At 70.7% G+C, this 26,794-nt stretch carries 20 protein-coding genes; 8 read left to right on the forward strand and 12 right to left on the reverse strand.

Annotated features, from left to right (window positions below; translation table 11 throughout):
- Window positions 1-92 precede the first annotated feature (92 nt).
- The 4 genes from K7396_RS12840 (at window position 93) to K7396_RS12855 (ending at window position 5,197) form a co-directional block, all read left to right on the forward strand.
- Complete coding sequence (locus tag K7396_RS12840) at window positions 93-1,889, forward strand: ABC transporter substrate-binding protein (RefSeq protein ID WP_086718643.1); 1,797 nt, start codon at window positions 93-95, stop codon at window positions 1,887-1,889.
- Window positions 1,890-1,994: 105 nt separating this feature from the next.
- The gene (locus K7396_RS12845; RefSeq protein ID WP_086718644.1) at window positions 1,995-2,972 is read left to right on the forward strand and encodes an ABC transporter permease; all 978 of its coding nucleotides are present in this window, start codon (window positions 1,995-1,997) and stop codon (window positions 2,970-2,972) included.
- A gap of 11 nt (window positions 2,973-2,983) precedes the next feature.
- Window positions 2,984-4,045, forward strand: a complete 1,062-nt coding sequence (locus K7396_RS12850; protein ID WP_086718645.1) for an ABC transporter ATP-binding protein — start codon at window positions 2,984-2,986, stop codon at window positions 4,043-4,045.
- 12 nt (window positions 4,046-4,057) lie between these two features.
- Window positions 4,058-5,197, forward strand: coding sequence for an ABC transporter ATP-binding protein (locus K7396_RS12855; protein WP_086718646.1), 1,140 nt, complete (start codon window positions 4,058-4,060; stop codon window positions 5,195-5,197).
- A gap of 67 nt (window positions 5,198-5,264) precedes the next feature.
- On the opposite strand, the gene K7396_RS12860 is transcribed toward K7396_RS12855, so the two are convergent.
- The 7 genes from K7396_RS12860 to K7396_RS12890 all read right to left on the reverse strand — a co-directional run bounded on the left by K7396_RS12860 (window position 5,265) and on the right by K7396_RS12890 (window position 15,645).
- On the reverse strand, window positions 5,265-6,326 hold the full coding sequence (locus K7396_RS12860) for an ABC transporter ATP-binding protein (RefSeq protein WP_086718647.1): 1,062 nt from the start codon (window positions 6,324-6,326) through the stop codon (window positions 5,265-5,267).
- A complete protein-coding gene (locus K7396_RS12865) occupies window positions 6,313-7,353 on the reverse strand; it encodes an ABC transporter ATP-binding protein (RefSeq protein WP_223659903.1) in 1,041 nt (346 codons plus the stop codon). Before K7396_RS12865 ends, K7396_RS12860 begins: the two co-directional genes overlap by 14 nt.
- Before the next feature lie 11 nt (window positions 7,354-7,364).
- Entirely contained in the window at window positions 7,365-8,342 is a 978-nt protein-coding gene (locus K7396_RS12870) for an ABC transporter permease (protein WP_086718648.1), read from the reverse strand.
- Window positions 8,335-9,258, reverse strand: coding sequence for an ABC transporter permease (locus tag K7396_RS12875; protein ID WP_086718649.1), 924 nt, complete (start codon window positions 9,256-9,258; stop codon window positions 8,335-8,337). Before K7396_RS12875 ends, K7396_RS12870 begins: the two co-directional genes overlap by 8 nt.
- A gap of 27 nt (window positions 9,259-9,285) precedes the next feature.
- Entirely contained in the window at window positions 9,286-10,905 is a 1,620-nt protein-coding gene (locus K7396_RS12880) for a peptide ABC transporter substrate-binding protein (protein WP_152104559.1), read from the reverse strand.
- Window positions 10,906-11,177: 272 nt separating this feature from the next.
- Window positions 11,178-13,082 carry a translational GTPase TypA gene (gene typA, locus K7396_RS12885; RefSeq protein ID WP_086720675.1) on the reverse strand — a complete coding sequence of 635 codons (1,905 nt, stop codon included), beginning with the start codon at window positions 13,080-13,082 and terminating at the stop codon, window positions 11,178-11,180.
- A 187-nt stretch (window positions 13,083-13,269) separates the two neighbouring features.
- Window positions 13,270-15,645: an ABC transporter family substrate-binding protein gene (locus tag K7396_RS12890; protein ID WP_086720676.1), complete on the reverse strand. Its 2,376-nt coding sequence runs from the start codon at window positions 15,643-15,645 to the stop codon at window positions 13,270-13,272.
- 401 nt (window positions 15,646-16,046) lie between these two features.
- Between K7396_RS12890 and K7396_RS12895 the strand changes: the two genes are divergently transcribed.
- The 4 genes from K7396_RS12895 (at window position 16,047) to K7396_RS12910 (ending at window position 20,077) form a co-directional block, all read left to right on the forward strand.
- Complete coding sequence (locus K7396_RS12895; RefSeq protein WP_086720677.1) at window positions 16,047-16,346, forward strand: hypothetical protein; 300 nt, start codon at window positions 16,047-16,049, stop codon at window positions 16,344-16,346.
- Window positions 16,347-16,452: 106 nt separating this feature from the next.
- Window positions 16,453-17,280 (forward strand): hypothetical protein, encoded by an 828-nt coding sequence (locus tag K7396_RS12900; RefSeq protein ID WP_152104558.1) that lies wholly within the window; start codon window positions 16,453-16,455, stop codon window positions 17,278-17,280.
- Between the two features lie 35 nt (window positions 17,281-17,315).
- The gene (locus K7396_RS12905) at window positions 17,316-19,283 is read left to right on the forward strand and encodes a fumarate reductase/succinate dehydrogenase flavoprotein subunit (protein WP_152104557.1); all 1,968 of its coding nucleotides are present in this window, start codon (window positions 17,316-17,318) and stop codon (window positions 19,281-19,283) included.
- A complete protein-coding gene (locus tag K7396_RS12910) occupies window positions 19,280-20,077 on the forward strand; it encodes a succinate dehydrogenase/fumarate reductase iron-sulfur subunit (protein ID WP_086721327.1) in 798 nt (265 codons plus the stop codon). The genes K7396_RS12905 and K7396_RS12910 overlap by 4 nt, the downstream gene beginning before the upstream one ends.
- Before the next feature lie 65 nt (window positions 20,078-20,142).
- Here the strand turns inward: K7396_RS12910 and K7396_RS12915 are convergent, their stop codons facing one another.
- From K7396_RS12915 to K7396_RS12935, 5 genes are all read right to left on the reverse strand, one after another.
- The gene (locus tag K7396_RS12915) at window positions 20,143-22,821 is read right to left on the reverse strand and encodes a SpoIIE family protein phosphatase (protein ID WP_373866912.1); all 2,679 of its coding nucleotides are present in this window, start codon (window positions 22,819-22,821) and stop codon (window positions 20,143-20,145) included.
- Between the two features lie 160 nt (window positions 22,822-22,981).
- Entirely contained in the window at window positions 22,982-23,443 is a 462-nt protein-coding gene (locus K7396_RS12920; protein WP_086721325.1) for an ATP-binding protein, read from the reverse strand.
- Window positions 23,444-23,946: 503 nt separating this feature from the next.
- Window positions 23,947-24,387: a (deoxy)nucleoside triphosphate pyrophosphohydrolase gene (locus K7396_RS12925; protein ID WP_174886906.1), complete on the reverse strand. Its 441-nt coding sequence runs from the start codon at window positions 24,385-24,387 to the stop codon at window positions 23,947-23,949.
- A 52-nt stretch (window positions 24,388-24,439) separates the two neighbouring features.
- The gene (locus K7396_RS12930) at window positions 24,440-24,619 is read right to left on the reverse strand and encodes an SPOR domain-containing protein (protein ID WP_086721904.1); all 180 of its coding nucleotides are present in this window, start codon (window positions 24,617-24,619) and stop codon (window positions 24,440-24,442) included.
- Window positions 24,620-24,850: 231 nt separating this feature from the next.
- Window positions 24,851-26,590, reverse strand: coding sequence for an APC family permease (locus K7396_RS12935; protein WP_223659906.1), 1,740 nt, complete (start codon window positions 26,588-26,590; stop codon window positions 24,851-24,853).
- Window positions 26,591-26,794 lie beyond the last annotated feature (204 nt).

The raw sequence follows: 26,794 nt of genomic DNA on the forward strand, positions 1-26,794 counted from the left end.
ATCCGTTCCGCGGGGGGGTGCTGCCACCCCACCAGCACCGCATCAGTCAGGCAGCAGCAACGGATCAACGACAGGCAGGTGCATCCACCACCATGAGCAACGTTCGTATGCGCAGAGCGCGCGCCACCGTCGTGGCGCTGGCCGCGGGAGCCATGGTCCTCACCGCGTGCAGCAGCGGCGCCGGAAAGGGCGCCGGCGACGACGACGCCCGCAAGAACGCCGAGAAGCAGCGCGCGCAGATCACCTTCGGTGACGCCGCCGCTTCCAAGGGGCCGGCCGAGGCCGTGCCCGGCGCCACCCCGGGCGGCACCATCAAGGTCTACCAGCGCGACACCTACGCGCACCTCGACCCGGCGCAGATCTACGTCTCCGACCAGGGCACCGTCTCCAGCCTGCTGTTCCGCAGGCTGACGAACTACCACCTGGACAACAAGGGCAAGTACACCGTCGTCGGCGACCTCGCCACCGACAGCGGCCAGAAGTCCGACGGCGGCAAGACCTGGACGTACAAGCTCAAGGACGGCATCAAGTTCGAGGACGGCAAGCCGATCACCTCGGCCGACGTCCGGCACACCTTCGAGCGGCAGTTCGCGAACTTCATCTCCAGCGGCCCGACGTACATCCAGCGCTGGCTGGCCGACTCGGCCGACTACCGCAAGCTCCTCAAGGGCGGCCCCTACGGCGGGAAGCACCTGCCCAAGGACGTGCTGGACACCCCGGACGACAAGACCATCGTCTTCCACTTCAAGAAGCCCGTGGGTGACCTGCCCTACGCGCTGGCCATGGCCGGCTACGGCGTCGTCGAGAAGAGCAAGGACACCAAGGAGAAGTACGACAAGGCCCCGGTCGCCTCGGGCCCGTACAAGATCCAGCCCGGGTCGTTCAAGAACGGCAAGGGCATCACGCTGGTCAAGAACACCAACTGGGACCCGAACACCGACATCACGCGTCACCAGTACGTCGACAAGTTCGACATCCAGTTCAGCGTGGCCTTCACCGACTCCACCCAGCGCCTGATGGCCGACAACGCGGACAACCAGACCGCGGTCAGCTTCAACAACCAGGTCGACGCGGCGAGCATGCAGCAGGTCGCCAACGACCCGAAGATCAAGGCGCGTTCGACCTCCGGCTACCAGCCCTACGTCGGCGTCATGAACTTCAACATGCGCCGCCTGAAGGACAAGAAGATCCGCGAGGCCATCGCCTACGCCCTGCCGACGCAGTCCGTCCTGGACGCCTACGGCACCCCGGGCGGCGGCGAGCTGGCCGGCAGCTACATCAGCCCGACGCTGACCGGCTACAAGGACATCGACCCCTACGGCAAGCTCAAGAAGCCGCTGGGCGACGTCGACAAGGCCAAGAAGATCCTGAAGGAAGCCGGCAAGACCGGCATGAAGCTGACCTACGCGCACAACACGGCGACCGAGCCGTCGAAGTACTCCGTCGCGGTGGTCGACAACCTCAAGAAGGCCGGCTTCAACGTCCAGAGCAAGGAACTGCCGCCGGACACGTACTACGACATCATCGGCAAGACGGACAACAAGTTCGACCTCTACCCCTCTGCGTGGGGTGCGGACTGGCCGAGCGCGCTGACGGTGCTCCCCCCGGTGTACGACGGCCGGCAGATCCAGGACGGCGGGACCAACTACTCGCTGTACAACAACCCGGCGACCAACAAGGAGATCGACCGGATCGAGCAGGAGACGGACCAGAAGAAGGCCGCTGACGACTGGTTCGCGCTCGGCGAGAAGATCCTCAAGGACGACCTCCCGCAGATCCCGACCTTCTACTACAAGCAGATCCAGCTGCACGGTTCCAAGGTCGGCGGCGTCGTGAACAACGACATCATCAGCTCCGTCGACCCGACCAAGATGTACGTCAAGAAGTAACCGCGACCGTACCGGTTACCAGGCACGGTGTGCCCGCCTCACCGGGCGGGCACACCGTGCGCCTCACCCCACACCTCCGCTGCCCCACGAGAGCTGCGATCTGCCATGCTTCGATTCCTCTTCCGCCGGTCTCTCGGCGCGATCGTGATCCTGCTGCTCATCAGCGCGTTCACGTTCTTCCTCTTCTTCGCCGCCCCCAGGGACCCCGCGCTGCTCGCGTGCGGAAGGAACTGCGGCCCCCAGGCACTCGCGATCATCCACAAGAACATGGGGCTCGACCAGCCGATCCTGGTGCAGTACTGGCACTTCATGTCCGGCATCGTCACCGGTCGTGACTTCGCCCAGGGCCCGTGCCCCGCCCCCTGCTTCGGCTACTCCTTCGCCACCGGCGACGCGGTGTGGAACACCATCGTCGACCGCTTCCCGATCACCCTGTCGCTGACCCTCGGCGCCGCCGCGGTCTTCCTGCTCGTCGGCCTCGCCACCGGCATGGTCGCCGCCTGGAAGCAGGGCTCGCTGATCGACAAGTTCTTCAGCTCGGCCTCGCTGGTGCTCAGCTCGATGCAGATCTACTTCGTCGGCCCGATCGTGCTGGCGTTGCTGGTCTACAACACCAATCTGCTGGGGCAGCCCAAGTACGTGCCCATCACGCAGGATCCCGTCGGCTGGTTCATGGGCCTGCTGATCCCGTGGTGTGTGCTCTCGATCATCTTCACCGCGCAGTACACCCGTATGGCGCGCTCCGCGATGATCGAGCAACTGCAGGAGGAGCACGTCCGCACGGCCCGTGCCAAGGGCATGTCGGCCGCGACGGTCTTCTTCCGCTACGCCTGGCGCGGCTCGCTGATCCCCATCGTCACCATCTTCGGCATCGACCTCGGCACCCTCTTCGGCGGCGCCATGATCACCGAGGTGACCTTCGCCCTGCCGGGTCTGGGGACCCTGTCGATGCAGTCGGTGCTCAACACCGACCTGCCCACGGTCATGGGCGTGATGCTCTTCGCAGCCGCGTTCATCATCCTCTTCAACATCATCGTGGACGCCTGCTACGCGTTCATCGACCCGCGCGTGCGTCTGTCCTAGGAGAACCACCAGTGACCACACTCACCAAACCCGAGGGTGCGCCGGTCCCGACCGGATCTGATGCGTTTCTCTCCGTACGCGACCTGCATGTGCGGTTCTCCACCGAGGACGGCATCGTCAAGGCGGTCGACGGTCTCTCCTTCGACCTGGAACGCGGTCAGACGCTCGGCATCGTCGGCGAATCGGGCTCCGGCAAGTCGGTGACCAACCTGTCCATCCTGGGGCTGCACGACCCGAAGGCCACCGAGATCGGCGGCGAGATCGTGCTGGACGGCCAGGAGTTGACCGGGGCCAGGGAGAAGACCCTGGAGAAGCTCCGCGGCAACAAGATGGCCATGATCTTCCAGGACGCGCTGACCGCCCTGTCGCCGTACTACACCATCGGCCGGCAGATCGCGGAGCCGTTCATCAAGCACACCGGCGCCACCAAGCGCGAGGGCCGGCTGCGGGCCATCGAGATGCTGACCAAGGTCGGCATCCCGCAGCCCGACCTGCGGGTGGACGACTACCCGCACCAGTTCTCCGGCGGTATGCGCCAGCGCGCCATGATCGCCATGGCGCTGGTCTGCAACCCCCAGCTGCTGATCGCCGACGAGCCGACCACCGCCCTGGACGTCACCGTCCAGGCGCAAATCCTCGACCTGCTCAAGGACCTCCAGCAGGAGTTCGGCTCCGCGATCATCCTGATCACCCATGACCTCGGCGTGGTCGCCAACACCGCGGACGACGTCCTGGTGATGTACGGCGGCCGGGCCGTGGAGCGCGGCTCGGTCAAGGAGATCCTCACCCAGCCCCGGCACCCGTACACCTGGGGCCTGCTGAGCTCGATGCCGCGGCTGTCCTCGGACGTCAGCGAGGCGCTGCACCCGATCCCCGGCACCCCGCCGAGCCTGCTCAACCCGCCCTCCGGCTGCGCCTTCAACCCGCGCTGCGGCTTCACCGGCGAGGTCGGGGGCACCCGCTGCACCGACGAGCGGCCCACGCTGGCACTGGGGCGCGCGGCCGCGTGCCACCTGAGCGCCGAGCAGAAGCAGACCCTCTTCACCGAGCAGATCAAGCCCCGGCTGGGCTAGGGAGCGACCACCATGACAGAGAACGTCACCCTCCCGGCGCCCCGTGACGCCGCGCCCGCCCCGGGCGAGCCGCTGCTGACCGCCGAGGGCCTGACCAAGCACTTCCCGATCTACGGCGGATTCCCGTTCAAGCGGAAGGTCGGCGCGGTCCAGGCGGTCGACGGGCTCGACCTGACGGTGCACGCCGGCGAGAGCTTCGGCCTGGTCGGCGAGTCGGGCTGCGGCAAGTCCACCACCGGGCGGCTGCTCACCCGGCTGATGGAGCCGACCGCCGGCAAGATCACGTACGCGGGCCGGGACATCACCCACGCGGGCCGCAAGGAGCTGGCGCCGATCCGCTCCGAGATCCAGATGATCTTCCAGGACCCGTACGCCTCGCTGAACCCGCGGCAGACGGTGGGCACCATCATCGGCGGCCCGATGGAGATCAACGGGATCAACCCGCCCGGCGGCCGGGAGAAGCGGATCCGCGAGCTCCTGGAGACCGTGGGTCTCAACCCGGAGCACTACAACCGCTTCCCGCACGAGTTCTCCGGCGGCCAGCGCCAGCGCATCGGCGTGGCGCGGGCGCTCGCCCTGGAACCGAAGCTGATCATCGCCGACGAGCCGGTCTCCGCGCTGGACGTCTCCATCCAGGCGCAGGTCGTCAACCTGCTCCAGAAGCTCCAGCGCGAACTGGGCATCGCGTTCCTCTTCATCGCCCACGACCTGGCGGTCGTACGGCACTTCAGCGAGCGGGTCGCGGTGATGTACCTCGGCAAGATCGTCGAGGTGGGCACCCGCGACGAGATCTACCACCGGCCGCGCCACCCCTACACCCACGCCCTGCTCTCGGCGGTGCCCGAGGCCAAGCTGGTGGAGGACGAGGAGGAGGACCGCGAGCGCATCCGCCTCGCCGGTGACGTCCCCTCCCCCGTCAACCCGCCCTCCGGCTGCCGGTTCCGTACCCGGTGCTGGAAGGCCCAGGACAAGTGCGCGACCGAGGAGCCGCCGCTCGTCCAGATCACGGGCAACGGGGCCGGCCACCTCACGGCCTGCCACTTCCCCGAGGAGCCGACCACCGCGGCCCGGGACGAGGACATCATCCTCGACCCGGCGCTGGCCGCGATGGAGGACGTCGAGCCGGCCGGCGGGACCGGCACGGACGACTGACCCGCCGCCCGCCCGCAGCACGGCCCGGAGCCCGCTTCCCTCGCAGGGAGGCGGGCTCCGGCGCGTCTCACTCGCTCGCCACCACCTGCCGCTCCTCGGCGAAGTGGCAGGCCGAGGCGTGGGCGGCCCCTCCCGCCGCCAGGAGCCCCGCCGGTACCTCCAGCGGCGGCACCACGTCCGCGCACACCTGCTGCGCCTTCCAGCAGCGGGTGCGGAAGCGGCAGCCGGAGGGCGGGTCGGCGGGCGAGGGGACGTCGCCCGCCAGCAGGATGCGCTCGCGCCGGTCGCGGGCCTCGGGGTCGGGGACGGGCACGGCGGACAGCAGGGCCTGGGTGTACGGGTGGGTGGGGTGCGCGTAGATCTGCTCGTCGGTGCCGGTCTCGGCGAGCCGGCCCAGGTACATCACCGCGACGCGGTCGGAGATGTGCCGCACGACGGACAGGTCGTGGGCGATGAAGACGTACGACAGGTCGAACTCGTCCTGCAACTGCTCCAGCAGGTTGACCACTTGGGCCTGCACCGAGACGTCCAGCGCGGAGACCGGCTCGTCGGCGACGATGATCTCCGGGCGCAGGGCGAGGCCGCGGGCGATGCCGATGCGCTGGCGCTGCCCGCCGGAGAACTGGTGCGGATAGCGGTTGATGTACTCGGGGTTGAGCCCGACCACGTCCAGGAGTTCCTGGACCTTTCTGCGGCGGTCCCCCTTGGGGGCCACCTCGGGGTGGATCTCGTACGGCTCGCCGATGATGTCGCCGACGGTCATCCGCGGGTTCAGGGAGGTGTAGGGGTCCTGGAACACCATCTGGATGTTGCGCCGCACCGCCCGCAGCGCCCGCCCGGAGAGGGTGCTGATGTCCTCGCCGCGGTAACGGATCTGACCGGCCGTCGGGCGTTCGAGGCCGACCAGCAGCTTGGCGATGGTGGACTTCCCGCAGCCGGACTCGCCGACGATGCCGAGCGTCTCGCCCTGGTGGAGGGCGAAGGAGACACCGTCGACGGCCCGTACCGCGCCGATCTGCTTGTGGAAGAGCACGCCCCGGGTGAGCGGGAAGTGTTTGACCAGATCGCGGGCCTCCAGCAGCGGCACCCCCGCCCCGGCCGCCGGGCCGCCGCCCTCACCGGGCCCCATCGAGGGTCTCCTTCCAGAAGTGGCAGGCGCTGGCCCGGTCCGGCCCGGCTTCGTAGAGCGGCGGAGGGTCGGTGCGGCAGACGTCCCGGGCCAGCGGGCAGCGCGGGTGGAAGGGGCAGCCCGGCGGGATGGCGGTCAGGTTGGGCGGCAGGCCCTTGATGGCGAAGAGCCGCTGCCCCTTCTGGTCCAGCCGCGGGATGGACTCCAGCAGGCCGCGGGTGTACGGGTGCGCGGGCGCCCGGTAGAGCTGGTGGACGGGGGCGGTCTCGACGATCCGGCCCGCGTACATCACCGCGATGGTGTCGGCGACGTCCGCCACCACCCCGAGGTCGTGGGTGATCAGGATCAGCCCCATGGTGAGTTCGCGCTGCAGCTCCGCCAGCAGGTCCATCACCTGCGCCTGGACGGTGACGTCCAGCGCCGTGGTCGGCTCGTCCGCGATGATCAGATCGGGGCCGAGGGCCAGCGCCATCGCGATCATGATGCGCTGGCGCATCCCGCCGGAGAACTGGTGCGGGTAGTCGCCCACCCGCGCGCGGGCCGCGGGGATGCCGACCCGCTCCATCAGCTCCACGGCCCGGCCCCGGGCCGCCTTGCGGGACATCCCCTCGTGGACCTCGAACATCTCCCCGAGCTGCGCGCCGACGGTGAGGACCGGGTTCAGCGCGGACAGCGCGTCCTGGAAGATCATCGCCATCTTCGCGCCGCGGATCCGACGCCGCTCCTCCCGGCCCAGGGTCAGCAGATCGCGCCCCTGGAAGACGATCTCGCCGCCGGTGACGTACCCGGGCGGCGAGTCGAGGATGCCCATCACGGCCTGTGCGGTCACGGACTTGCCGGAGCCGGACTCCCCGAGCACCGCCAGGGTCTGCCCCGGCGCCACGCGGTAGCTGACGCCGTTGACGGCCTTCGCCACCCCGTCGCGGGTGCGGAACTCGACCCGCAGGTCGCGCACGTCGAGCAGGGGCGCCTCCGCCAGCGCCGTGCCACTGCCCGCGGACCGTCCGTCCGCGTCCTCGTTCGTCATCGTCCGGCTCCTCAGCGCAGCTTGGGGTCGAGGGCGTCGCGCACCGCGTCGCCGAGCATGATGAACGCCAGCACCGTGATGCTCAGCGCGCCGGCGGGCCACAGCAGCATGTGCGGCGCGCTGCGGATGTACGTGGAGGCCGTGGAGATGTCGATGCCCCAGGAGACGGTGGGCGGCTTCAGGCCCGCGCCGAGGTAGGAGAGCGTCGCCTCCAGCGCGATGTACGTGCCGAGCGCGATGGTGGCGACGACGATGACCGGGGCGACGGCGTTCGGCGCGATGTGCCGCAGCAGCATCCGTCCGTTGCCGGCGCCCAGGGCCCGCGCGGCCTGGACGTAGTCGTTCTGTTTGGCGGTGACGACGGAGCCGCGGGCGATCCGGGAGATCTGCGGCCAGCCGAGCAGCACGATGAAGCCGACCACCGGCCAGACCGTGGTGCTGGTGACGACGGAGAGGAAGACCAGGCCGCCGAGGATCACCGGGATGCCGAAGAAGATGTCGGCGAGCCGGGAGAGCAGGGTGTCGCCCCAGCCGCCGAAGAAGCCCGCCAGCCCGCCCAGCAGGCTGCCCAGCAGCGCCGCGCCGGTCGTGGCGCAGACGCCGACGGTGATGGAGGCGCGGGCCCCGTAGACCACCCGGGTGTAGACGTCCCTGCCCTGGGTGTCGAAGCCGAAGGGGTGGCCGGGCTGGGATCCCTGCTGCGCCTTGGCGAGGTCCGCGCGGTACGGGTTGCCGGTGGCGATCAGCTGCGGCCAGATCGCGATGATCACCAGGAAGACGATGACCAGCGCGGAGATCACGAAGACGGGGTTGCGGTAGAGGTCGTGCCAGGCGTCGCTCCACAGGCTGCGGGGCTTGCCGAGGGGCTCGGGTCCGGGCGGCCCGGCGCCGGGCCGGCGCTCCAGCGACTCCGCCTCGCCGATGGCCAGCGCGGCGGAGCCGCCGTCGCCGTGGCCGATGGCTTCCTTGGGGACGTAGGGATCAGGCATAGCGGATCCTCGGGTCGAGGACGGCGTACAACAGGTCGACGAGGAGGTTCGCCAGCAGGAAGACCAGCACCAGGATCGTCACGAAGCCCACGACGGTCGGCGAGTTCTGCCGCAGGATGCCCTGGTAGAGCTGGAATCCGACGCCGTGGATGTTGAAGATGCGCTCGGTGACGATCGCGCCGCCCATCAGGGCGCCGATGTCCGTGCCGATGAAGGTCACCACGGGGATCAGCGAATTGCGCAGCAGGTGGCGGGTGATGACCCGGCGCCGGGGCAGGCCCTTGGCGAGGGCGGTACGGACGTAGTCGGCGCGGGCGTTCTCCGCGATGGAGGTCCGGGTCAGCCGGGTGACGTAGGCCAGCGAGACCAGCGCCAGCACCAGCCCCGGCAGCAGCAGTTCGTTCAGCGGCGCCTCGGGGGCGACGGACGGCGCGGCCCAGCCCCACTGCACCCCGAACACGAACTGCAGCAGGTAGCCGCTGACGAACGTCGGGATGGAGACCACGACGAGGGTGAGGACCAGCACCGTGGTGTCGATGTCCCGGCCGCGGCGCAGTCCGCTGAACACCCCCAGCACGATGCCCACCACCATCTCGATCACCACGGCGACGATGGTCAGCCGGAGGGTGACGGGAAAGGCGGAGGCCATCAGTTCGGTGACCGACTGGCCGTTGAAGGCGGTGCCGAAGTTCCCCTGGAAGATCTGGCCCATGTAGTGCAGGTACTGCTTCCACAGCGGCTCGTCGAGGTAGAGGTCGCGGCGGATCTGCGCGGCGGTGGCGGGGTCGGGGGCCCGGTCGCCGAACATCGCGGCCACGGGGTCGCCCAGCGCGTAGACCATGAAGAAGATCAGGAACGTGCTGCCGATGAACACCGGGATCATCTGGAGCAGCCGCCGGACCGCGTAGCGTCCCATGACGCGTCAACCTCCCTCGCTCCGTCGTCAGTTGACCTTGATCTCGTTGTAGACGGGCACGCTGAACGGGTTCAGCGAGACGTTGCCGATCCGCTCCGAGTAGCCGGCGCTGCCGTTCTGGTACCAGAGCGGGATGGCCGGCATCTGCTGGGCGAGGATCTTCTCCGAGTCCTGGAACGTCGCGACGGCCCGGCCGGTGTCCGTCGCCGCGTTGGCCTCGTTCACCAGCTTGTCGAAGGCGTGGTTGCTGAACTTGCCGTCGTTGGAGGAGGCGTCGGTGTAGTACAGCGGCTGCAGGAAGTTCTGGATCAGCGGGTAGTCCATCTGCCAGCCGGCCCGGAACGGCCCGGTCATCCGCTTGGCGGTGATCTTGTTCCGGAAGTCGGCGAACGTGCCGACCGGGTTGCCGACGCAGGCGTTGTCGTCCCCCAGCGTCTTGTTGACGCTGTTGCAGACGGCGTCGATCCAGTCCTTGTGGGAGCCCGAGTCGGCGTTGTACGCGAGCGTCATCGTGCCGCCCGGGATGCCGCCGCCCTCCTTGATCAGCTGCTTCGCCCTGGCCGGGTCGAACACACAGGCGTCGCCGCACAGCCCCGCCCTGTACCCGCCCTTGGCGCCCAGCACCGGCGAGGTCCAGTCGGTGGCGGGGGTGCGGGTCCGCTGGAAGATCTCCCGGGTGATCTGGTCCCGGTCGATCGCCATGGACAGACCGCGCCGCAGCTTCTCCGCGCCGGGGTGGTTCCACCGCTTGTCGTACATGGGGAAGGTCAGGGTCTGGATGATCCCGGCCGGCTGGTTGATGTAGCGGCCCCCGAGATCCGCCTTCACATGCTTGAGCTGCGCGGCCGGCACGTCGTCGACCAGATCGAGGTTGCCCGCCTGCAGATCGGTGTAGGCGGTGTTGTTGTCCGTGTAGACCCGCAGGTCGATCCCGCCGTTGCGGGCCGGGTCGTCGCCGGGGTACTTCTGCCACTTCCGCATCCGCAGCACGGACCCCTTCTCGTAGGAGTCCACGAGGTACGGCCCGTTCCCGACCGGCTTGGCGATCCAGTCGGCGTGGTGCCGGAAGAACGCCCGCGGGAGCGGCATGAAGGCCGCGTAGCCCAGCGTGTCCGGCCAGCTGGAGAACTTCTGGTTGAGCTTGACGGTGAAGGTGCGGTCGTCCTTCACCGCCAGCCCCGACAGCGTCCGGGCCCGCGGGCTCCCGCTGTCCGGGTGCACCCGCGCGAAGCCGTCGATGTACTGGAAGAACGCGGCGTTCTTCTGCTTGTTGGTCAGCAGCGCGCCGTAGTTCCAGGCGTCCACGAAGGACCTGGCCGTGACCTTCTCGCCGTTGCTGAAGGTCCAGCCCTTCTTCAGCGTCACCGTGAAGTTCCGCGAGTCCGCGGTCTCGATGCGGTCCGCGATGACGTTCTCGGCCGCGCCGGTCTTCGGGTCGTAGCGCTTGAGGCCCCGGAAGAGCATCTCCAGCACCTTGCCGCCCTGGACCTCGTTGGTGTTGGCCGGCTCCAGCGGGTTCTGCGGATCGCCCCAGGACGAGCTGACCACCCCGGAGCGGCTCGCCCCGGCCCCGCCCCCGCATGCCGTGGCCACGAGAGCGACGACGAGGGCGCAGCCGCCCCACTTCGCGCGCGTGGCTCTCCGCATGACGTCTCCTCAGCTGTGGATCATGCCTAGCCACATCAGAGCGCAAAGGGGGACGCAGCGCACTTTGACGGCGACCGCCCCTGCTCCGAAGACCGGAGAAACCCCTCGGATGCCCGAGCGGGCCGGGAGCGGGCGCCACCGCCACGGGTCCCGGCCGCGCCCTCCCCCGGACCGCTCCGCCGCCCTCCGGGCACGGAAAACGGGGCGCCCCTCGCGCGGAGGGACGCCCCGTTCACCCTTGGCCGGAATCCCGGCCCGGGTCGTGCGCGGTGTCAGCGCTTGGCGCGCGACGCCGTGCGGCCGCGCTCCTTCTGGTCCAGGACGACCTTGCGGATGCGCACGGCCTCCGGGGTCACCTCGACGCACTCGTCGTCGCGGCAGAACTCCAGGGACTGCTCCAGCGACAGCTTGCGCGGCGGCACGATCGCCTCGAAGGAGTCGGCCGAGGAGGAGCGCATGTTGGTGAGCTTCTTCTCCTTGGTGATGTTGACGTCCATGTCGTCGGAGCGGGAGTTCTCACCGACGATCATGCCCTCGTACACCTCGGTGCCCGGGTCGGTGAAGAGCACACCGCGCTCCTGGAGGTTGGTCATCGCGAAGGCGGTGACCGCACCGGCGCGGTCGGCGACCAGGGAGCCGTTGTTACGGGTGGAGAGCTGGCCGAACCACGGCTCGTGACCCTCGTGGATGGAGTGCGCGATACCGGTGCCGCGGGTGTTGGTCAGGAACTCGGTACGGAAGCCGATCAGACCGCGGGAGGGCACGACGAACTCCATGCGGACCCAGCCGGAGCCGTGGTTGGACATGTTGTCCATGCGGCCCTTGCGGACACCCATCAGCTGGGTGACGGCGCCCATGTGCTCCTCGGGCACGTCGATGGTCATCCGCTCGACGGGCTCGTGGGTCTTGCCGTCGATCTCCTTGGTGACCACCTGCGGCTTGCCGATGGTCATCTCGAAGCCCTCGCGGCGCATCTGCTCGACCAGGATGGCCAGCGCCAGCTCACCGCGGCCCTGCACCTCCCAGGCGTCGGGACGCTCGGTCTCCAGCACGCGCAGCGAGACGTTACCGATCAGCTCGCGCTCCAGGCGGTCCTTGACCTGGCGGGCGGTGACCTTGCGGTCCTTGACCGCGTTCTTGGCGTCCGCGCCCTTGCCGGTGCCGCCGCGGCCGACCAGCGGCGAGGTGTTGGTGCCGATGGTCATGGAGATGGCCGGCTCGTCGACCGTGATCAGCGGCAGCGCGACCGGGTTCTCCGGATCGGCCAGGGTCTCGCCGATCATGATGTCGGGGATACCGGCGACCGCGCAGATGTCGCCGGGCCCGGCCACCTCGGCGGGCTTGCGGGTGAGCGCCTCGGTCATCATCAGCTCGGTGATGCGGACGTTCTGGATCGAGCCGTCACGCTTGATCCACGCGACGTTCTGGCCCTTGCGCAGCTCGCCCTGCTCGACCCGGAGCAGCGCGATACGGCCGAGGAAGTTGTCCGCGTCGAGGTTGGTGACGTGGGCCTGGAGCGGGGCCTCGGCGTCGTACTCCGGCGCCGGGACGTGCTCCAGCAGCGTGGTGAAGAACGGCTGGAGGTTCTCGCTGTCGGCGGGGACGGTGCCGTCCTCCGGCTTGGTCAGCGAGGCGACGCCGTCACGGGCGCAGGCGTAGACGATCGGGAACTCGATCTGGTCCTCGTCCGCGTCCAGGTCCAGGAACAGGTCGTAGGTCTCGTTGACGACCTCGTCGATCCGGGAGTCGGGGCGGTCGGTCTTGTTGATGCACAGGATGACCGGCATCCGGGCCGCGAGGGCCTTGCGGAGCACGAAGCGGGTCTGCGGGAGCGGGCCCTCGGAGGCGTCGACCAGCAGGACGACCGCGTCGACCATCGACAGACCGCGCTCGACCTCGCCACCGAAGTCGGCGTGGCCGGGGGTGTCGATGATGTTGATCGTGATCGGGTCCCCGCCGTCCTTGGGGTGATACTTCACCGCCGTGTTCTTGGCGAGGATCGTGATGCCCTTCTCACGCTCCAGGTCGTTGGAGTCCATCATCCGGTCGTCGAGCTTCTCGGCGGCGTGTTCGGCGAACGCGCCGGCCTGCTTGAGCATGGCGTCGACGAGGGTCGTCTTCCCGTGGTCGACGTGGGCGACGATGGCTACGTTACGAATGTCGTGGCGCGTGGGCATACTGGCGGCGCTTCTCCCGGAATCGTGGGTGGCGACACGTCCATTCGGTACGCGCGCCTGCCGGGCATAACGAAGCCACGGCCTCACCCCATCGTACGGGGCTGCGGCGGCACTGGCCGCCGCAGCCCGTACCTATGCCCTGTGACCTGCGGTTTCTTCCCTCATGCCCGCCGGGACAGCGCCACCGCTACATCTGGTAGCCGATGTCCTGGAAGCGGGGCGTGGCGAAGCCGAAGGCGCCGACGTTGGCGAGCGTCTTCTTCGTCGCCACCAGCTCGGGCCGCTGGTAGAGGGGGATCGATCCGGCGGCCGCCCAGATCCGGGCGTCGGCCTGCGCCACCAGCGTGCGCGCGGCGCCCTCGTCCAGCTCGGAGGCGGCCTGGTCGAAGAGCTGGTCGATGCGGTCGGTGCCGACCCGGGTGTAGTTCTGCTCTACGGTCAGCGAGCCGTCGGGCGCGGGCTGCGGCTTGGCGTAGATCGGCCGGGCGTCGGTCGCCGGGTAGGCGGTGCCGGGCCACGAGTACAGCGCCAGGTCGTAGTCGCCGGAGGCGATGTGGTCCTGGAAGTAGCTGGCGTCGGAGACCCGCTGGATGGACGTCTGGATACCGATCTTGCCGAGCATGGTGGCGATCTGCCGTCCGACGGTGCGCAGCTGCACCGAGCCGCCGCCGTCGGGCACCACGAAGCGCAGGGTCAGCGGCCTGCCGTCCTTCTTGACGGCGGCGACCCTCACCCCCTGGTGGCCGGCCGGCAGCGGCGCGGCGGCCGCGTCGGCGGGGCGCTCGGCGGCCGTGCGCAGGCCCGGGTGCCCGCCGGATCCGGGCAGGTCGGGGGCCTGTCCGGTCTCGATCCGCTCGGCCGCGCCGAGCGACTGCGCCGCGCGCTTGCGGTACTGCTTGTACCGGTCGTACGCCGCGGACCCGGTGTCGCCGTCCGCCGCGTCCTTCTCGCGGGCCGCCGCCTGCTTGTAGAACGACGCGCTCTGCCGCAGCAGGGCGGCCTGCTGGACCTCGGAGCCGACCGCGCCGGTGAAGGACAGCGGGGCCTTCGCGGCGGCGGGGCGGGCTCCCGCCCCGTGTCCGCCCCGGGCGGCCGGGGCGCCGTGGCCGGAGCGGGCCGGGTTGCGGTCGTCGGCGTCGCCGTCGTCGGCGCCGTCCGGGCCGTCGTCGTAGCGGTCGTCGGACGGGTCGTCGCCGTCCTCGTCCCGGTCGGCGCCCGGCGCCGGGGCGCCCGCCTTCTCGCCGGCCTGCTGGCGGTCGGAGCCGTCGCTCTTCCAGCCGGCGTCCGCGAGCAGCGCCGTGGCCGCGGCGGTGTCCTGGTCGCCGAGCGCGTCGCTGTGGTCCTGGTAGCCGTACTGCTCGGCCATCAGCAGATGACTGCCGAGCGGCCTGGAGGGCAGGTCGAGCGGCTTGAGGACGGTGTCGGCGAGCGCCTGGCGGTCGATGGCGCGGGCCACCGCGCGGCGCACCCGGTCGTCGGCCAGCGGCCCGCTGCTGCCGTTGAGGGCGAGCTGGGTGTAGGCGGGCTCCAGGGCCTTGCGGATGGTGTAGCCGCGCAGGACGGTGTTCTCGGCCGCGGCGGCCTTGGCACCGGACCGGGCGGCCTTCCCGTCGCCCTGCGGGCCCGCGTTGCCCTCGCCGGACGTGTGGGGCGCCCCGGGGGCGGCGCGCCGGGCGGAGGCGACCCGCTTCGCGGCGACCTGGTCGACCGCGGCGACGTCGATGCTCCCGTCGGCCAGCGCGGCGGCCCGCTTGCCGCCGGGCAGCGACACCATCACGATCTTCTTGAGCTTGGCGCGGTCGCCCCACCACTTCGGGTTGCGCACCAGGACGACGCGGCCCTCCTTGGCGTCCCGCTTCTGGACGAGGAACGGCCCGGCGCCGACCCGGAGCTGCTCGCGGGCCCCGTCGTTGAAGGCGTCGGCGCTGCCCATCACGCTCCGGGGGTAGAGCGGGGTGAACAGCGACCGCCAGTCCGCGTAGGGCCGGGCGAAGGTGACCTTGACCTCGTGCGAGCCCGCGCCCTGTTCGACCCTGCCGATCCGGTCGTACCCGGCGTTGCGGGCGGTCCAGAAGGCGTTGTCCCTGCCGCGCAGCGCGTTCCACTGGGCGATGAAGTCGGCGGCGGTGATCGCCGCGCCGTTGCTCCACCGCGCCTTGGGGTTGATCTTGTAGGTGACGACCTGCTTGGGGTCGCGGGCGCTGATGTCCGCGGCGTCGAGGTAGTCGGCGTTGCGCTGCGGCCTGCCGCTCTCGTCGATGGTGAACATGCTCGGCAGCACCGCGCCGGCGATCCGCGTGGTGGTCGTGTCGGCGTCGGACTGGAAGGCGTTGAAGGTGCCGGGCATCCCGTCGACGGCCCAGCGCAGCGTGCCGCCCTCCTTCAGCTCGCCGCGGGGCGCGCGGGCGATGTCCTGGGACGAGGCGACGGAGGTCTCCCGGGCCTCGTCCGTGCATCCGGCCAGGGCCGGCAGCGGGAGCAGCACCCCCACGGCGACGAGCGCGGCACAGCGGCGGCCGCGGCACGCCGCGCGACGGCCTGAGGGATGGTCGTGGTCGGTCATGACGGTTACCTCCGGGCTCGCCCGCGCCGCGCCGCGCGCCGCCGGGGACCTGACGGCGCACCACGTTCGGCCGACTTTGGGGCTCATCACATCTATGGCCCCCTACTGAAAGCGACCCCGTCCGGCCCGGCCGCCCGACACGTCGGCCGGGGCGCCAACCCCACCCACCCGGCCCAACCCCGCGCGCCGGCAGCGGCCTGAAACAGGGCGTACGGGAGTGCGGACACCCCCGTCCACCAGGCGGTTGTCGTATCCGCGTTCGACCCGTACCGGGGCGCATGGTTGCCGAAACGCACCGGTTCGAGTCGTAATCGCGCCTGCCCCCTTCCCAACGCCTACTGTGACGCGCGACACTCTCGGGCGCATGAGATCGCCCACCACACCCAAAAGTGAGGGCACGCATGTCCCTTCAGGACGAATTGACGGCGGTGGAACGCAGCCTGGACGGCCTGGTCCGGTCGGTGGGACGACTGGAGGCGCAGCTCGACGCCTGCCTGGACATCCGCCGGCTGCGCAGCGACACGGACCACCTGCGCGAGAGCCTGACCCTGCTGAAGCAGAGCGTGGCCGCCGGCCCGCCCCGCCGACCGGGCGTCGTGGTCGAGGAGATGGTGACCATCTCCGACGCCCCCTACAACGCCGCGCTGTGGACCGACGCCGAGGACGAGGGGCTCGGCTCCAGGAACGGCCACGCGCCCTGACGACCTGACAGGAGTCCCGCTCACCGCCCCTCCACCCGTCCCGCCCCGCCCCGGCGGTGCCTTCGCCGCCCCCGCCCCGACGGAGCGCCCTTCACGGAGACCGACGTTGGCCACTGGCACCGAACCCTCCCCACCAGCGCCCGCGAACGGTGTGCACACCGCCTCGCGCGCCGCCATCCCCGCCCGTCACCTGCGCACCGACCGCTGGTGGCTGGCCCCGGCCGGCACCGCCGCCGGACTGTTCGCGTTCATCGTCTACTCGACCTGGCGGGCGTTCGCGAACGCCGACTACTACCACGCGCCCTATGTCTCGCCGTTCTACTCGCCCTGCCTGGCGGAGAACTGCCGCACCATGCGCGGCGGCCCCAACTGGGAGCTCTTCGGCAGCTGGTGGGGCCTGTCCCCCGCGCTGCTCATCCTGATCTTCCCGCTGGGCTTCCGGCTGACCTGCTACTACTACCGCAAGGCCTACTACCGCGGCTTCTGGGCGTCGCCGCCGGCCTGCGCGGTAGCCGAGCCGCACAAGAAGTACACCGGTGAGACCCGCTTCCCGCTGATCCTGCAGAACATCCACCGCTACTTCTTCTACTTCGCGGTGCTGGTCGCGGGCGTGCTGACCTACGACACGGCACTGACCTTCCGCGACGAGAACTACGCCTGGGGCCACATGGGCCTGGGCACCCTGGTCTTCCTCGTCAACATCGCGCTGATCTGGGCGTACACCCTGTCGTGTCATTCCTGTCGGCACATCGTCGGCGGCCGGCTGCGGCACTTCTCCAAGCACCCGGTGCGCTACCGGCTGTGGGGCTGGGTCGGCAAGCTCAACGAACGGCACATGCTGCTCGCGTGGTCCTCGCTGATCAGCGTGGCCGTCGCGGACTTCTATGTCTTCCTGCTGGCCAGCGGGGCCATCGTGGACCCGCGCTTCTTCTAGACGACAGCATCTCCTAAGGAAAGGTGTGCCCTCTGATGGCGCATGTGGACCGGCAGGCATGGGACGTGGTCGTGGTGGGCGCCGGCGGCGCCGGGCTGCGTGCCGCCATCGAGGCCCGCGAGGCCGGCATGCGGACGGCCGTGATCTGCAAGTCCCTGTTCGGCAAGGCGCATACGGTGATGGCCGAGGGCGGCATCGCCGCCAGCATGGGCAACGCCAACGAGCACGACAACTGGCAGGTCCACTTCCGCGACACCATGCGCGGCGGGAAGTTCCTCAACCAGTGGCGGATGGCCGAGCTGCACGCCCGTGAGGCCCCGGACCGGGTGTGGGAGCTGGAGACCTGGGGCGCGCTCTTCGACCGCACCGCGGACGGCCGGATCTCCCAGCGCAACTTCGGCGGCCACGAGTACCCGCGCCTCGCGCACGTCGGCGACCGTACGGGCCTGGAGCTGATCCGCACCCTCCAGCAGAAGATCGTCTCGCTGCAGCAGGAGGACGAGCGGGAGTTCGGCGCGTACGACGCCCGGCTGAAGGTCTTCCAGGAGTGCACGGTCACCCGGGTGCTCAAAGAGTCGATCAGCGGCTCCGCCGCGGGGTCCGACCGGGTCGCCGGCGCCTTCTGCTACGAGCGGGAGTCCGGCCGCTTCTTCGTGCTGGAGGCCCCGGCCGTGGTGCTGGCCACCGGCGGCATCGGCAAGTCCTTCAAGGTGACCTCGAACTCCTGGGAGTACACCGGCGACGGGCACGCGCTGGCGCTGCTGGCCGGGGCGCCGCTGATCAACATGGAGTTCGTGCAGTTCCACCCCACCGGCATGGTCTGGCCGCCGTCGGTGAAGGGCATCCTCGTGACCGAGTCCGTCCGCGGGGACGGCGGGGTGCTGCGCAACAGCGAGGGCAAGCGCTTCATGTTCGACTACATCCCGGACGTCTTCAAGGACAAGTACGCCCAGACCGAGGAGGAGGGCGACCGCTGGTACGAGGACCCGGACCACAACCGGCGCCCGCCCGAGCTGCTGCCCCGCGACGAGGTCGCCCGCGCCATCAACTCCGAGGTCAAGGCGGGCCGCGGCTCCCCGCACGGCGGCGTCTATCTGGACGTCTCCACCCGGATGCCGGCGGAGGTGATCAAACGCCGGCTGCCGTCGATGCACCACCAGTTCAAGGAGCTGGCGGACGTCGACATCACCGCCGAGCCGATGGAGGTCGGCCCGACCTGTCACTACGTGATGGGCGGGGTGGACGTGGACCCGGACACCGCGGCGGCGACCGGCGTACCGGGCCTGTTCGCGGCCGGTGAGGTGGCCGGCGGGATGCACGGCTCCAACCGGCTCGGCGGCAACTCCCTGTCCGACCTGCTGGTCTTCGGCCGCCGGGCGGGGCTGCACGCGGCCGAGTACGCGGCCGCGCAGCCCGACCGGCCGGCCGTCGACCCGCTGCAGATCGACGCGGCGGAGGCGGAGGCCCTGCGCCCCTTCAGCGCCGAGCTCGTCGAGGCGGAGAGCGGCCGCGAACCGGGCCCGGCGGAGAACCCGTACACCCTGCACCAAGAGCTCCAGCAGTCGATGAACGACCTGGTCGGCATCATCCGCAAGGAAAGCGAGATGTTCGAGGCCCTGAAGCGGCTGGCCGAGCTGCGGGTGCGGGCCCGGCGGGCCGGCGTCGAGGGGCACCGGCAGTACAACCCCGGCTGGCACCTGTCCCTCGATCTGCGGAACATGCTGCTGGTCAGCGAGTGCGTGGCACGGGCGGCGCTGGAGCGCGAGGAGAGCCGCGGCGGGCACACCCGCGACGACCATCCGGCGATGGACCGCACCTGGCGCAACATCAACCTGGTCTGTGAACTCGCCGACCCGCAGGGCGACGCACGGGCCGCCGACGCGGCGCTGGGCCAGATCCGCCTCTCCCGCCGCGAGACCCCGCCGATCCGCCGCGACCTCCTGGAACTGTTCGAGAAGGACGAGCTGGCGAAGTATCTGACCGACGAGGAGCTGAGCCGGTGAGCGTGTCCCAGGAAGAGCAGCAGTCCGGCGTCTACCAGGCGCACTTCAGGGTGTGGCGGGGCGACGCGGACGCCGGGGAGCTGGAGGACTTCACGGTCGAGGTGCACGAGGGCGAGGTGGTGCTGGACATCGTCCACCGTCTGCAGGCGACCCAGGCCCCCGATCTCGCCGTGCGCTGGAACTGCAAGGCCGGCAAGTGCGGCTCGTGCAGCGCGGAGATCAACGGGCGGCCGCGGCTGATGTGCATGACCCGGATGTCGGTCTTCGACCGTACGGAGACCCTCACCATCACGCCCATGCGGGCCTTCCCGGTCATCCGCGACCTGGTCACCGACGTGTCCTTCAACTACACCAAGGCACGCGAGATCCCGGCGTTCGTGCCGCCCCCGGAGCTGGGCCCCGGTGAGTACCGGATGCGGCAGGAGGACGTCGGGCGGTCCCAGGAGTTCCGCAAGTGCATCGAGTGCTTCCTGTGCCAGGACACCTGCCATGTGGTCCGGGACCACGAGGAGAACAAGGCGGCCTTCGCCGGGCCGCGCTTCCTGATGCGGATCGCCGAGCTCGACATGCATCCGCTGGACGCGGCCCCGGAGTCCGGGATCGACCGCAAGCGCACCGCGCAGGACGACCACGGGCTGGGCTACTGCAACATCACCAAGTGCTGCACCGAGGTCTGCCCCGAGCACATCAAGATCACCGACAATGCGCTGATCCCGCTGAAGGAGCGGGCCGCGGACCGCAAGTACGACCCGCTGGTGTGGCTCGGGAACAAGATCCGGCGGCGCGGCGAATGACCGGGCGGCGGGCATGACCGGACGGGGCGGGGCCCGGGGCGCGCGCCCCGGGCCCCGCCCCGTGCTCAGAACAGGCTCAGCAGCGCTTCCGCCGGGTCCATCGCCGCCGACTCCCCGTCCGGCAGCGCGAGTTCGAACCACACGGTCTTGCCGCGCGGCGTGCGGCGGCTGCCCCACCCCTGGCTCAGCAGGCCCACCAGCTGCAGCCCGCGGCCGCCCTCGTCGGTGTCCCGGGCCCGGCGGCGGCGCGGCTGGGCGAGGTCGGCGTCCCAGACCTCGCAGACCAGGGTGCGGTCCAGCAGCAGCCGCAGCCGGATCTCGCCGTGGCCGTGCCGCAGCGCATTGGTCACCAGCTCGCTGACCAGCAGCTCCGTGGTGTCGACCAGCTCCTGCAGGCCCCAGTCCGTCAACTGGTCGCGGGCGAGTTCGCGGGCGCGGGCCACCGAACGGGCCTCCGGCGCCAGGTTCCAGTCGCCCACCGCGTCCTTGGGCAGCCCGTGCACCCGCGCCATCAGCAGCGCGATGTCGTCCTCGCCGTGCGAGGTGTCCATCGCGCTCAGCACCTGGTCGCAGGCGTCCTCCAGCGGGCGGTCGGCGCCCGAGAGGGCCGTGCGGAACGCCTGCAGCCCCTCCTCCAGCGGATGGTGGCGGGACTCCACCAGGCCGTCGGTGTAGAGCGCCAGCAGCGCACCGTCCGGCAGCTCGACCTCGATCTCCTCGAAGGGTTCGCCGCCGACGCCGAGCGGCATCCCCGGCGGCACGTCCAGCAGCAGCGCGTCCTCGCCGTCCTCGACGAGGACCGGCGGCAGGTGCCCGGCGTTGGCGAACGTGCAGCGCCGGGTGACCGGGTCGTAGACGGCGTAGACGCAGGTGGCGAGGTAGACCTCGGAGAGGTCGGCGGTACCGGCGGAGCGGCGCGGCTCCCCGGCGCCCTCGGCGGCCCCGGACCGGCCGCGGGCGGGGCGCGCCGAGGACGACCTGCCCTCGCCGTCGCCGCCGAGCCCGCGGGCGATCTCGTCCAGCGCCGAGAGCACCTCGGCCGGCTCCAGGTCCAGCAGCGCCAGGGTCCGTACGGCGGTGCGCAGTTCGCCCATGGCGACGGCGGCGCGCAGCCCGCGTCCCATGACGTCGCCGACGACGAGCGCCGTACGGTGGCCCGGCAGTTCGATGACGTCGAACCAGTCGCCGCCGACCTCGGTGGCGGTGGTGCCGGGAAGGTAGCGGCAGGCGATGTCCAGGCCGGCGGCCTCGGGGTCGCCGGGCGGCAGCAGGCTGCGCTGCAATATCAGGGCGCGCTCGTGCTCGCGGCGGTAGAGGCGGGCGTTGTCGATGCAGACCGCGGCGCGCGCGGCGAGTTCCACGGCGAGCGCGGTGTCGCGCTCACCGAAGGGCTCGCTGCCCTTCGTACGGGAGAACTGCACCAGGCCGACGACGGTGTCCCTGGCGACCATCGGGACGGCGAGGGTGGACTGCACCACCGCGCCCAGCTCCGGTCCCTCGTCGCTCTCCCGGCCCGGGATGATCTGCGCGTGGGCGGTCCGCAGGGCGCCCGCGCAGGGGGAGTTGAAGGGGTAGCGGTGGACGGCGCCGACCGCGACCGGGCCGGGGGCGTCGCCCGGGGCGGTGGGGAGCGGGGCGTCCGAGACGGCGCTGGCGAACGCGACCCGGCGTAGCTCCGCGCTGCCGTCGCTCATGCCGGGCGGGGCCTCGTCGCCCGACAGCAGGCCCTGGTAGAGGTCCACGGAGGCCAGGTCGCAGAACTGCGGTACGGCGACGTCCAGGAGGGTGCGGGCGGTGGTCTCCAGGTCGAGGGAGTTGCCTATCCGGGCGCCGGCCTCGTTGAGCAGCGCGAGGTTGCGGCGGGCGCTGGCGGCCTCGCGCTCCGCCCGGCGGCGGCCGGTCACGTCCGCGGCCAGCGCGGCGACGCCGATGGGGCGGCCGCTGGCGCCGTGCAGCCGGTAGAGCGAAACCGACCAGCGGCGGCGGTCCTCCTCGCCGGGCGCCATCCCGACCAGCTGCATCTCGGTGACCGGTTCACCGGTCTCCAGGACGCGGCGCAGCGCGACGGTCATCCGCTCGGCCTCGGAGCGCGGCAGGAAGTCGTGCGGGCCGCAGCCGCGGTACTTGCTCGCGGGGCCGCCGAAGACCGTGGCGAACCGCTCGTTGACCCGCAGCAGCTTCAGGTCCGTGCCGAACAGGGTGAAGCCCATGGGAGATTGACCGAAAACGGCCTGTGAGGCGGCGAGGTCGGTCTCGATGCCGCGCAGCGCCCGGACATCGACGACGAGGCAGACCGCGGCGCGCTCGCCGTTCTCGTCGCGCGAGGGCATCACATAGATCTCGGCGAGCCCGTCGGTGTCCGCGCCCTCCGCCTTGCGGTAGGGCACCAGGCCGGTCCACTCCCGGCCGTCGAGTATCTCGGACACCTTGCGGCGCCCGGTCGCCCGCAACTCACGGGGGACGAACGCCTCGACGGGGTCCTTGCCGAGGGCGTGGCGCGCGGGGATCCCGAGCATGTGCTCGGCCCGCTCGCTCCACTGGTCGATCCGCCCGTCGGGGCCGAGCGAGAAGGACGCGACGCGGATGTAGTCATAGATCGAGCCGGGCCGGCTGCTCTGCCACACGGGCGGGCCCTGCAGCTCCTCGCGCGCGTACGGGCGGCCACCTGGTTCACCGGAGCCGTCCGCACCGCCCTGACCATCGGCCTGCGCGGGTTCCGCCCCGCCAGATGACAACTCGCTCACGAGCCCCGTCCCCTCCAGCTCATCGTGCCCGGACCGGACCCGCCTGAGTATCCAGCACCTCGACTATCCGGAACACGGTCTTCACGATCACAGCACAGTCTCGATCGCAGGTCATCGACAAGATGTCGATGAATTGGCAACGATCAGACCCACCTGTCTCCTAACCAGCCACCGACAGCTCGAACCACACTGTCTTGCCACTCTTTCCGCGACGGGTCCCCCAGCGCCGCGAACTGCATGCGACCAGCTGCAATCCACGGCCTCCCTCGTCGTCGGGAGCGGCGTCGCGCTCCTGTGGCGGGTCGGGCAGCGGATCGGAGACCTCGACGAGCAGCCCGTCGGTGTTCAGGAGCACCATACGGACCCCGATCGGTCCGCTGGCGTGCCGCAGGGAGTTGGTGACGAGCTCGCTCACGAGTAGTACGGCCATATCGGCGGCGCCGTTCAGCCCCCAGTCGTCGAGCACCCGCCGGACCGCCGTACGGGCCGTGCGCACCGCACCGGGGTCGGCGGGAAAGCTCCATTCGGCAGTGGGCGAGCCGGAGACCCTGCCGCGCCTGCGGACGTTCCCGGGATCCGATTCCGGGACCCCTGCCGCTGCGCTGTCGCTCACGCCGATCACATCCCAGCCGATGGCATCCCCGTCGTCTTGTCTGCGCCGAAGGGGTCAATCAGGGACATACCCGATATCCATCCCTCAGTACCGCCCGCAGCGGTGCACTGTGGCACAAATGAAACATATTGCCCGCGCCGGGCGGCGGGGCCACGGCGGGCGGGGGGCGGGCCGGGGTGCCGGGGGCTGACGTGCGGAAAGGGGGCCTGCTGGAGGGGGCGGGCTCGGCATAGAGGGTCAGGGCCGGGAGGGCCGGCGGGGCGCCGAAGGCGGGGAGGGGCCGGCGGGGCGCCGGCGACAGGGAGCTCCCGGGGCAGGCCGCCGAAGGCGGGAGAGCGCGGCGGGGCGCCGACTGCAGGGAGCGCGCGGACCGGCGCGGGCCGCGCAACGGGCCGTACGGGGCGTGAAACCGGCGCCGTGCGCGCCGCACAAAGGGCCCGCGGGAAGGGCGTGAACGGGCGCCGTACGGGCCGCGGACGGCCCGTCGGCGGAGCGGGCGGGACGGGCGGCGGCTACGGCCGTGCGCCCGGTACCCCGGCGATGCCCCGCACCCCCGTGGCCCCCGCCAGCCGGCGCATCGCCTCGGCCACCGCCGGGCGGTCCTGGTCCAGCCAGTCGACCTGGGACTCCTCGCCGGGCAGCAGCCAGCGCAGCTCGTCATGGTCCTGCAGGGGGCGCGGCACCCCGGACACCAGCCGGGCCGTCCACACCTGCAGGACGTAGCCGGGCCGCAGCACCCACTCGCCCGGAATCCGTTCCTGGGCCGCCGCCTCGACACCCAGCTCCTCGCGCAGCTCGCGCTCCAGCGCCTGCTCGGGTGTCTCGTCGTCCTCCACCTTGCCGCCGGGCAGCTCCCAGCGGCCGGCCAGTGCGGGCGGCGCGCTGCGCCGGGCGGCCAGCAGCCGCCCGCGCTCGCACACCGCTCCGCCCACCACTACGCGCACGGTCGTCATGCGCGGCAGCCTACGTCCCCCGCTCCCGTCCCGCTCCCCCGCTCGCCGCCCCTCAGGTCACCGCCCGGTCGGCCTTCTCGACCACATAAAGCTGCTGGTGGCCGCGCGAGCCGAGCCGGTCGGCCACCCGCTCCGCCTCCGCTCGGGTGGCATAGCGGCCCACGCGATACCGGTTGCCGCCTTCGTCCTGGCGGATGACGAGCCAGGGGAGCACCGCTCCACCCTCGGTCATTGCGCCCCTCCGTCCGCCGTGTAGCGCGCCGTCGCACGCCCCTGGTCCGCTGATGCCGAAAACGCAATCCGCATATGCCCGAGCCTACGCCCGACCTTTACTCACCGGATATGGAGTTTCACAAAGAGGTACCGAACCGGCCACCCGCGGGCCGCCGGCGTACCGGAAGCGGCCTGCGAGTGGCCGGTGGGCCCGAGGGACGCTCGGGCGGGGGACGGAAGGGTGTGCGGCTCAGGCCCCGACGGACGCCTTGGTGTCCTCGGTGTCGGCGGCCTCGGCCCGCTCGGCCTCCTCCAGCTCGGCCTCGACCTTGACCAGGGAGGGGTTGCGCCAGGAGCTGCGCACGCCCCAGAAGTAGAAGGCCAGTCCGATCACCGCGACCAGGACGATGTCCCAGCCCTCGGGGAGGTAGCCCTTGCCGCCGAACTCCTTGCCGCCGGCGTAGGACACGGCGGCCATCACCAGCAGGTAGGCGACCATCCAGGCGCCGGCCTTGAGGTGCGGGCGCAGCTCGGCCCACGGCTTGCGGCCCTGGGTCAGCGGCTTGCCGATCTCGTACCAGGCCCAGACGGGCAGGCCGACGGCCATGATCAGGATGACCTTGCCGGTGAGCGGCCAGCGGCCCCAGTACAGCACCAGCGAACCGAAGATCATGGCGACCGGCGCGATGAACGGCATCGCCCGCAGCTTGACCGGGCGGGTGAGGTCCGGGGACAGCCGGCGCAGCGACATCACGGCGACCGGCCCGGTGATGTACGAGATGACCGTCGCGACCGAGACGATCTCGGCCAGCGAACCCCAGCCGCGGAAGACCGCGAGGAAGAGGAACGCGATCACGAGGTTGAGCACCAGCGCGGGGCGCGGGACACCGGTCTTCGGGTCCACCTTGCCGAAGACGCCCGGCAGGTGACCGTTCTCCTGCACACCGTGGATCATGCGGGAGGTGGTGGCGGCGTAGATCATGCCCGTGCCGGACGGCGAGACGAAGGCGTCCGCGTACAGCAGCAGCGCCAGCCAGTTCAGGCCCCAGGCCACCGCGAGGTCGGCGAGCGGGGAGTTGAAGCCGAGGCTGGCCCAGCCGCCGCCGGCGGCGAGCTTGTCGCCGGGCACTGCCATGAGGAACGCGACCTGCAGCGCCACATAGATGACCAGCGCGATCAGGATCGACGAGACGACCGCCTTGGGCAGCGACTTGCCGGGGTTACGGGCCTCACCGGCGAGGTTCAGCGGCGACTGGAAGCCGTTGTAGGCCCAGACGATGCCGGACACCGCGACGGCGGTGAAGACCGAGCTCCAGCCGTTGGGCGTGAAGCCGCCGTGGTGGGTGATGTTGCCGGTGTCGAAGTGCGCCAGCATCAGCGCGCCGGCGGTCAGCGTCGGCACCACGACCTTGAAGATCGTGATCGCGGTGTTGGTCTTCGCGAACAGCGTGATCGCGAACCAGTTCAGGAAGAAGTAGAAGATCAGCAGGATGCTGGCGAGGCCGACACCGGTACCGGTCAGCTCCTTGCCGTCGTAGAGCGCGTGCGCCCAGCCGAAGTCCCAGGAACTCATGTACTGGACGGAGGCGGTGGCCTCACCCGGGATCACCGAGACGATCGCGATCCAGTTGGCCCAGGCCGCGAGGTAGCCGGCGAGCGAGCCGTGCGAGTACTGGCCGTAGCGGACCATGCCGCCGGCCTTCGGGAACATCGCGCCGAGTTCGGAGTAGGTCAGGGCGATGATGAGCGCCACCACGGCGCCGATGACCCAGGCCAGGATCGCGGCCGGGCCGGCGATGGCGGCGGCCCGCTCGGCTCCGAAGAGCCAGCCGGAGCCGATGATGGACCCGAGACCCGTGGCGGTCAGGGCGATGGTCCCGAGGGACCGACGGTAATTCGAGTGGGAGCCCTGCTCCGCGCTCGGGGTCTTCGTCGTGCTCACGTGCTTGGTCTCCTGGTCTTCCCCCGTGCCGTGCACAAACTTCGCCATCGTAAGAGCGAATCGAGGCGTCGGCTTCCCACAGGAGCCCGAAAAAGGCGCCCAGTTGAGGCTCTGTGACTTATCCAACACAAGGTTTCAGCCATTTTTTGCCACCAAACTTCCGCAAAACGGGCGCCCGGCCGAGAACCAGGGGCGGACTCTTTGCGTCTCGCGCACGCGCACAGGGCGGCACGAAGGGGACGTAACGCTCTC

Source organism: Streptomyces angustmyceticus, from assembly GCF_019933235.1.
Taxonomy (GTDB): domain Bacteria; phylum Actinomycetota; class Actinomycetes; order Streptomycetales; family Streptomycetaceae; genus Streptomyces; species Streptomyces angustmyceticus.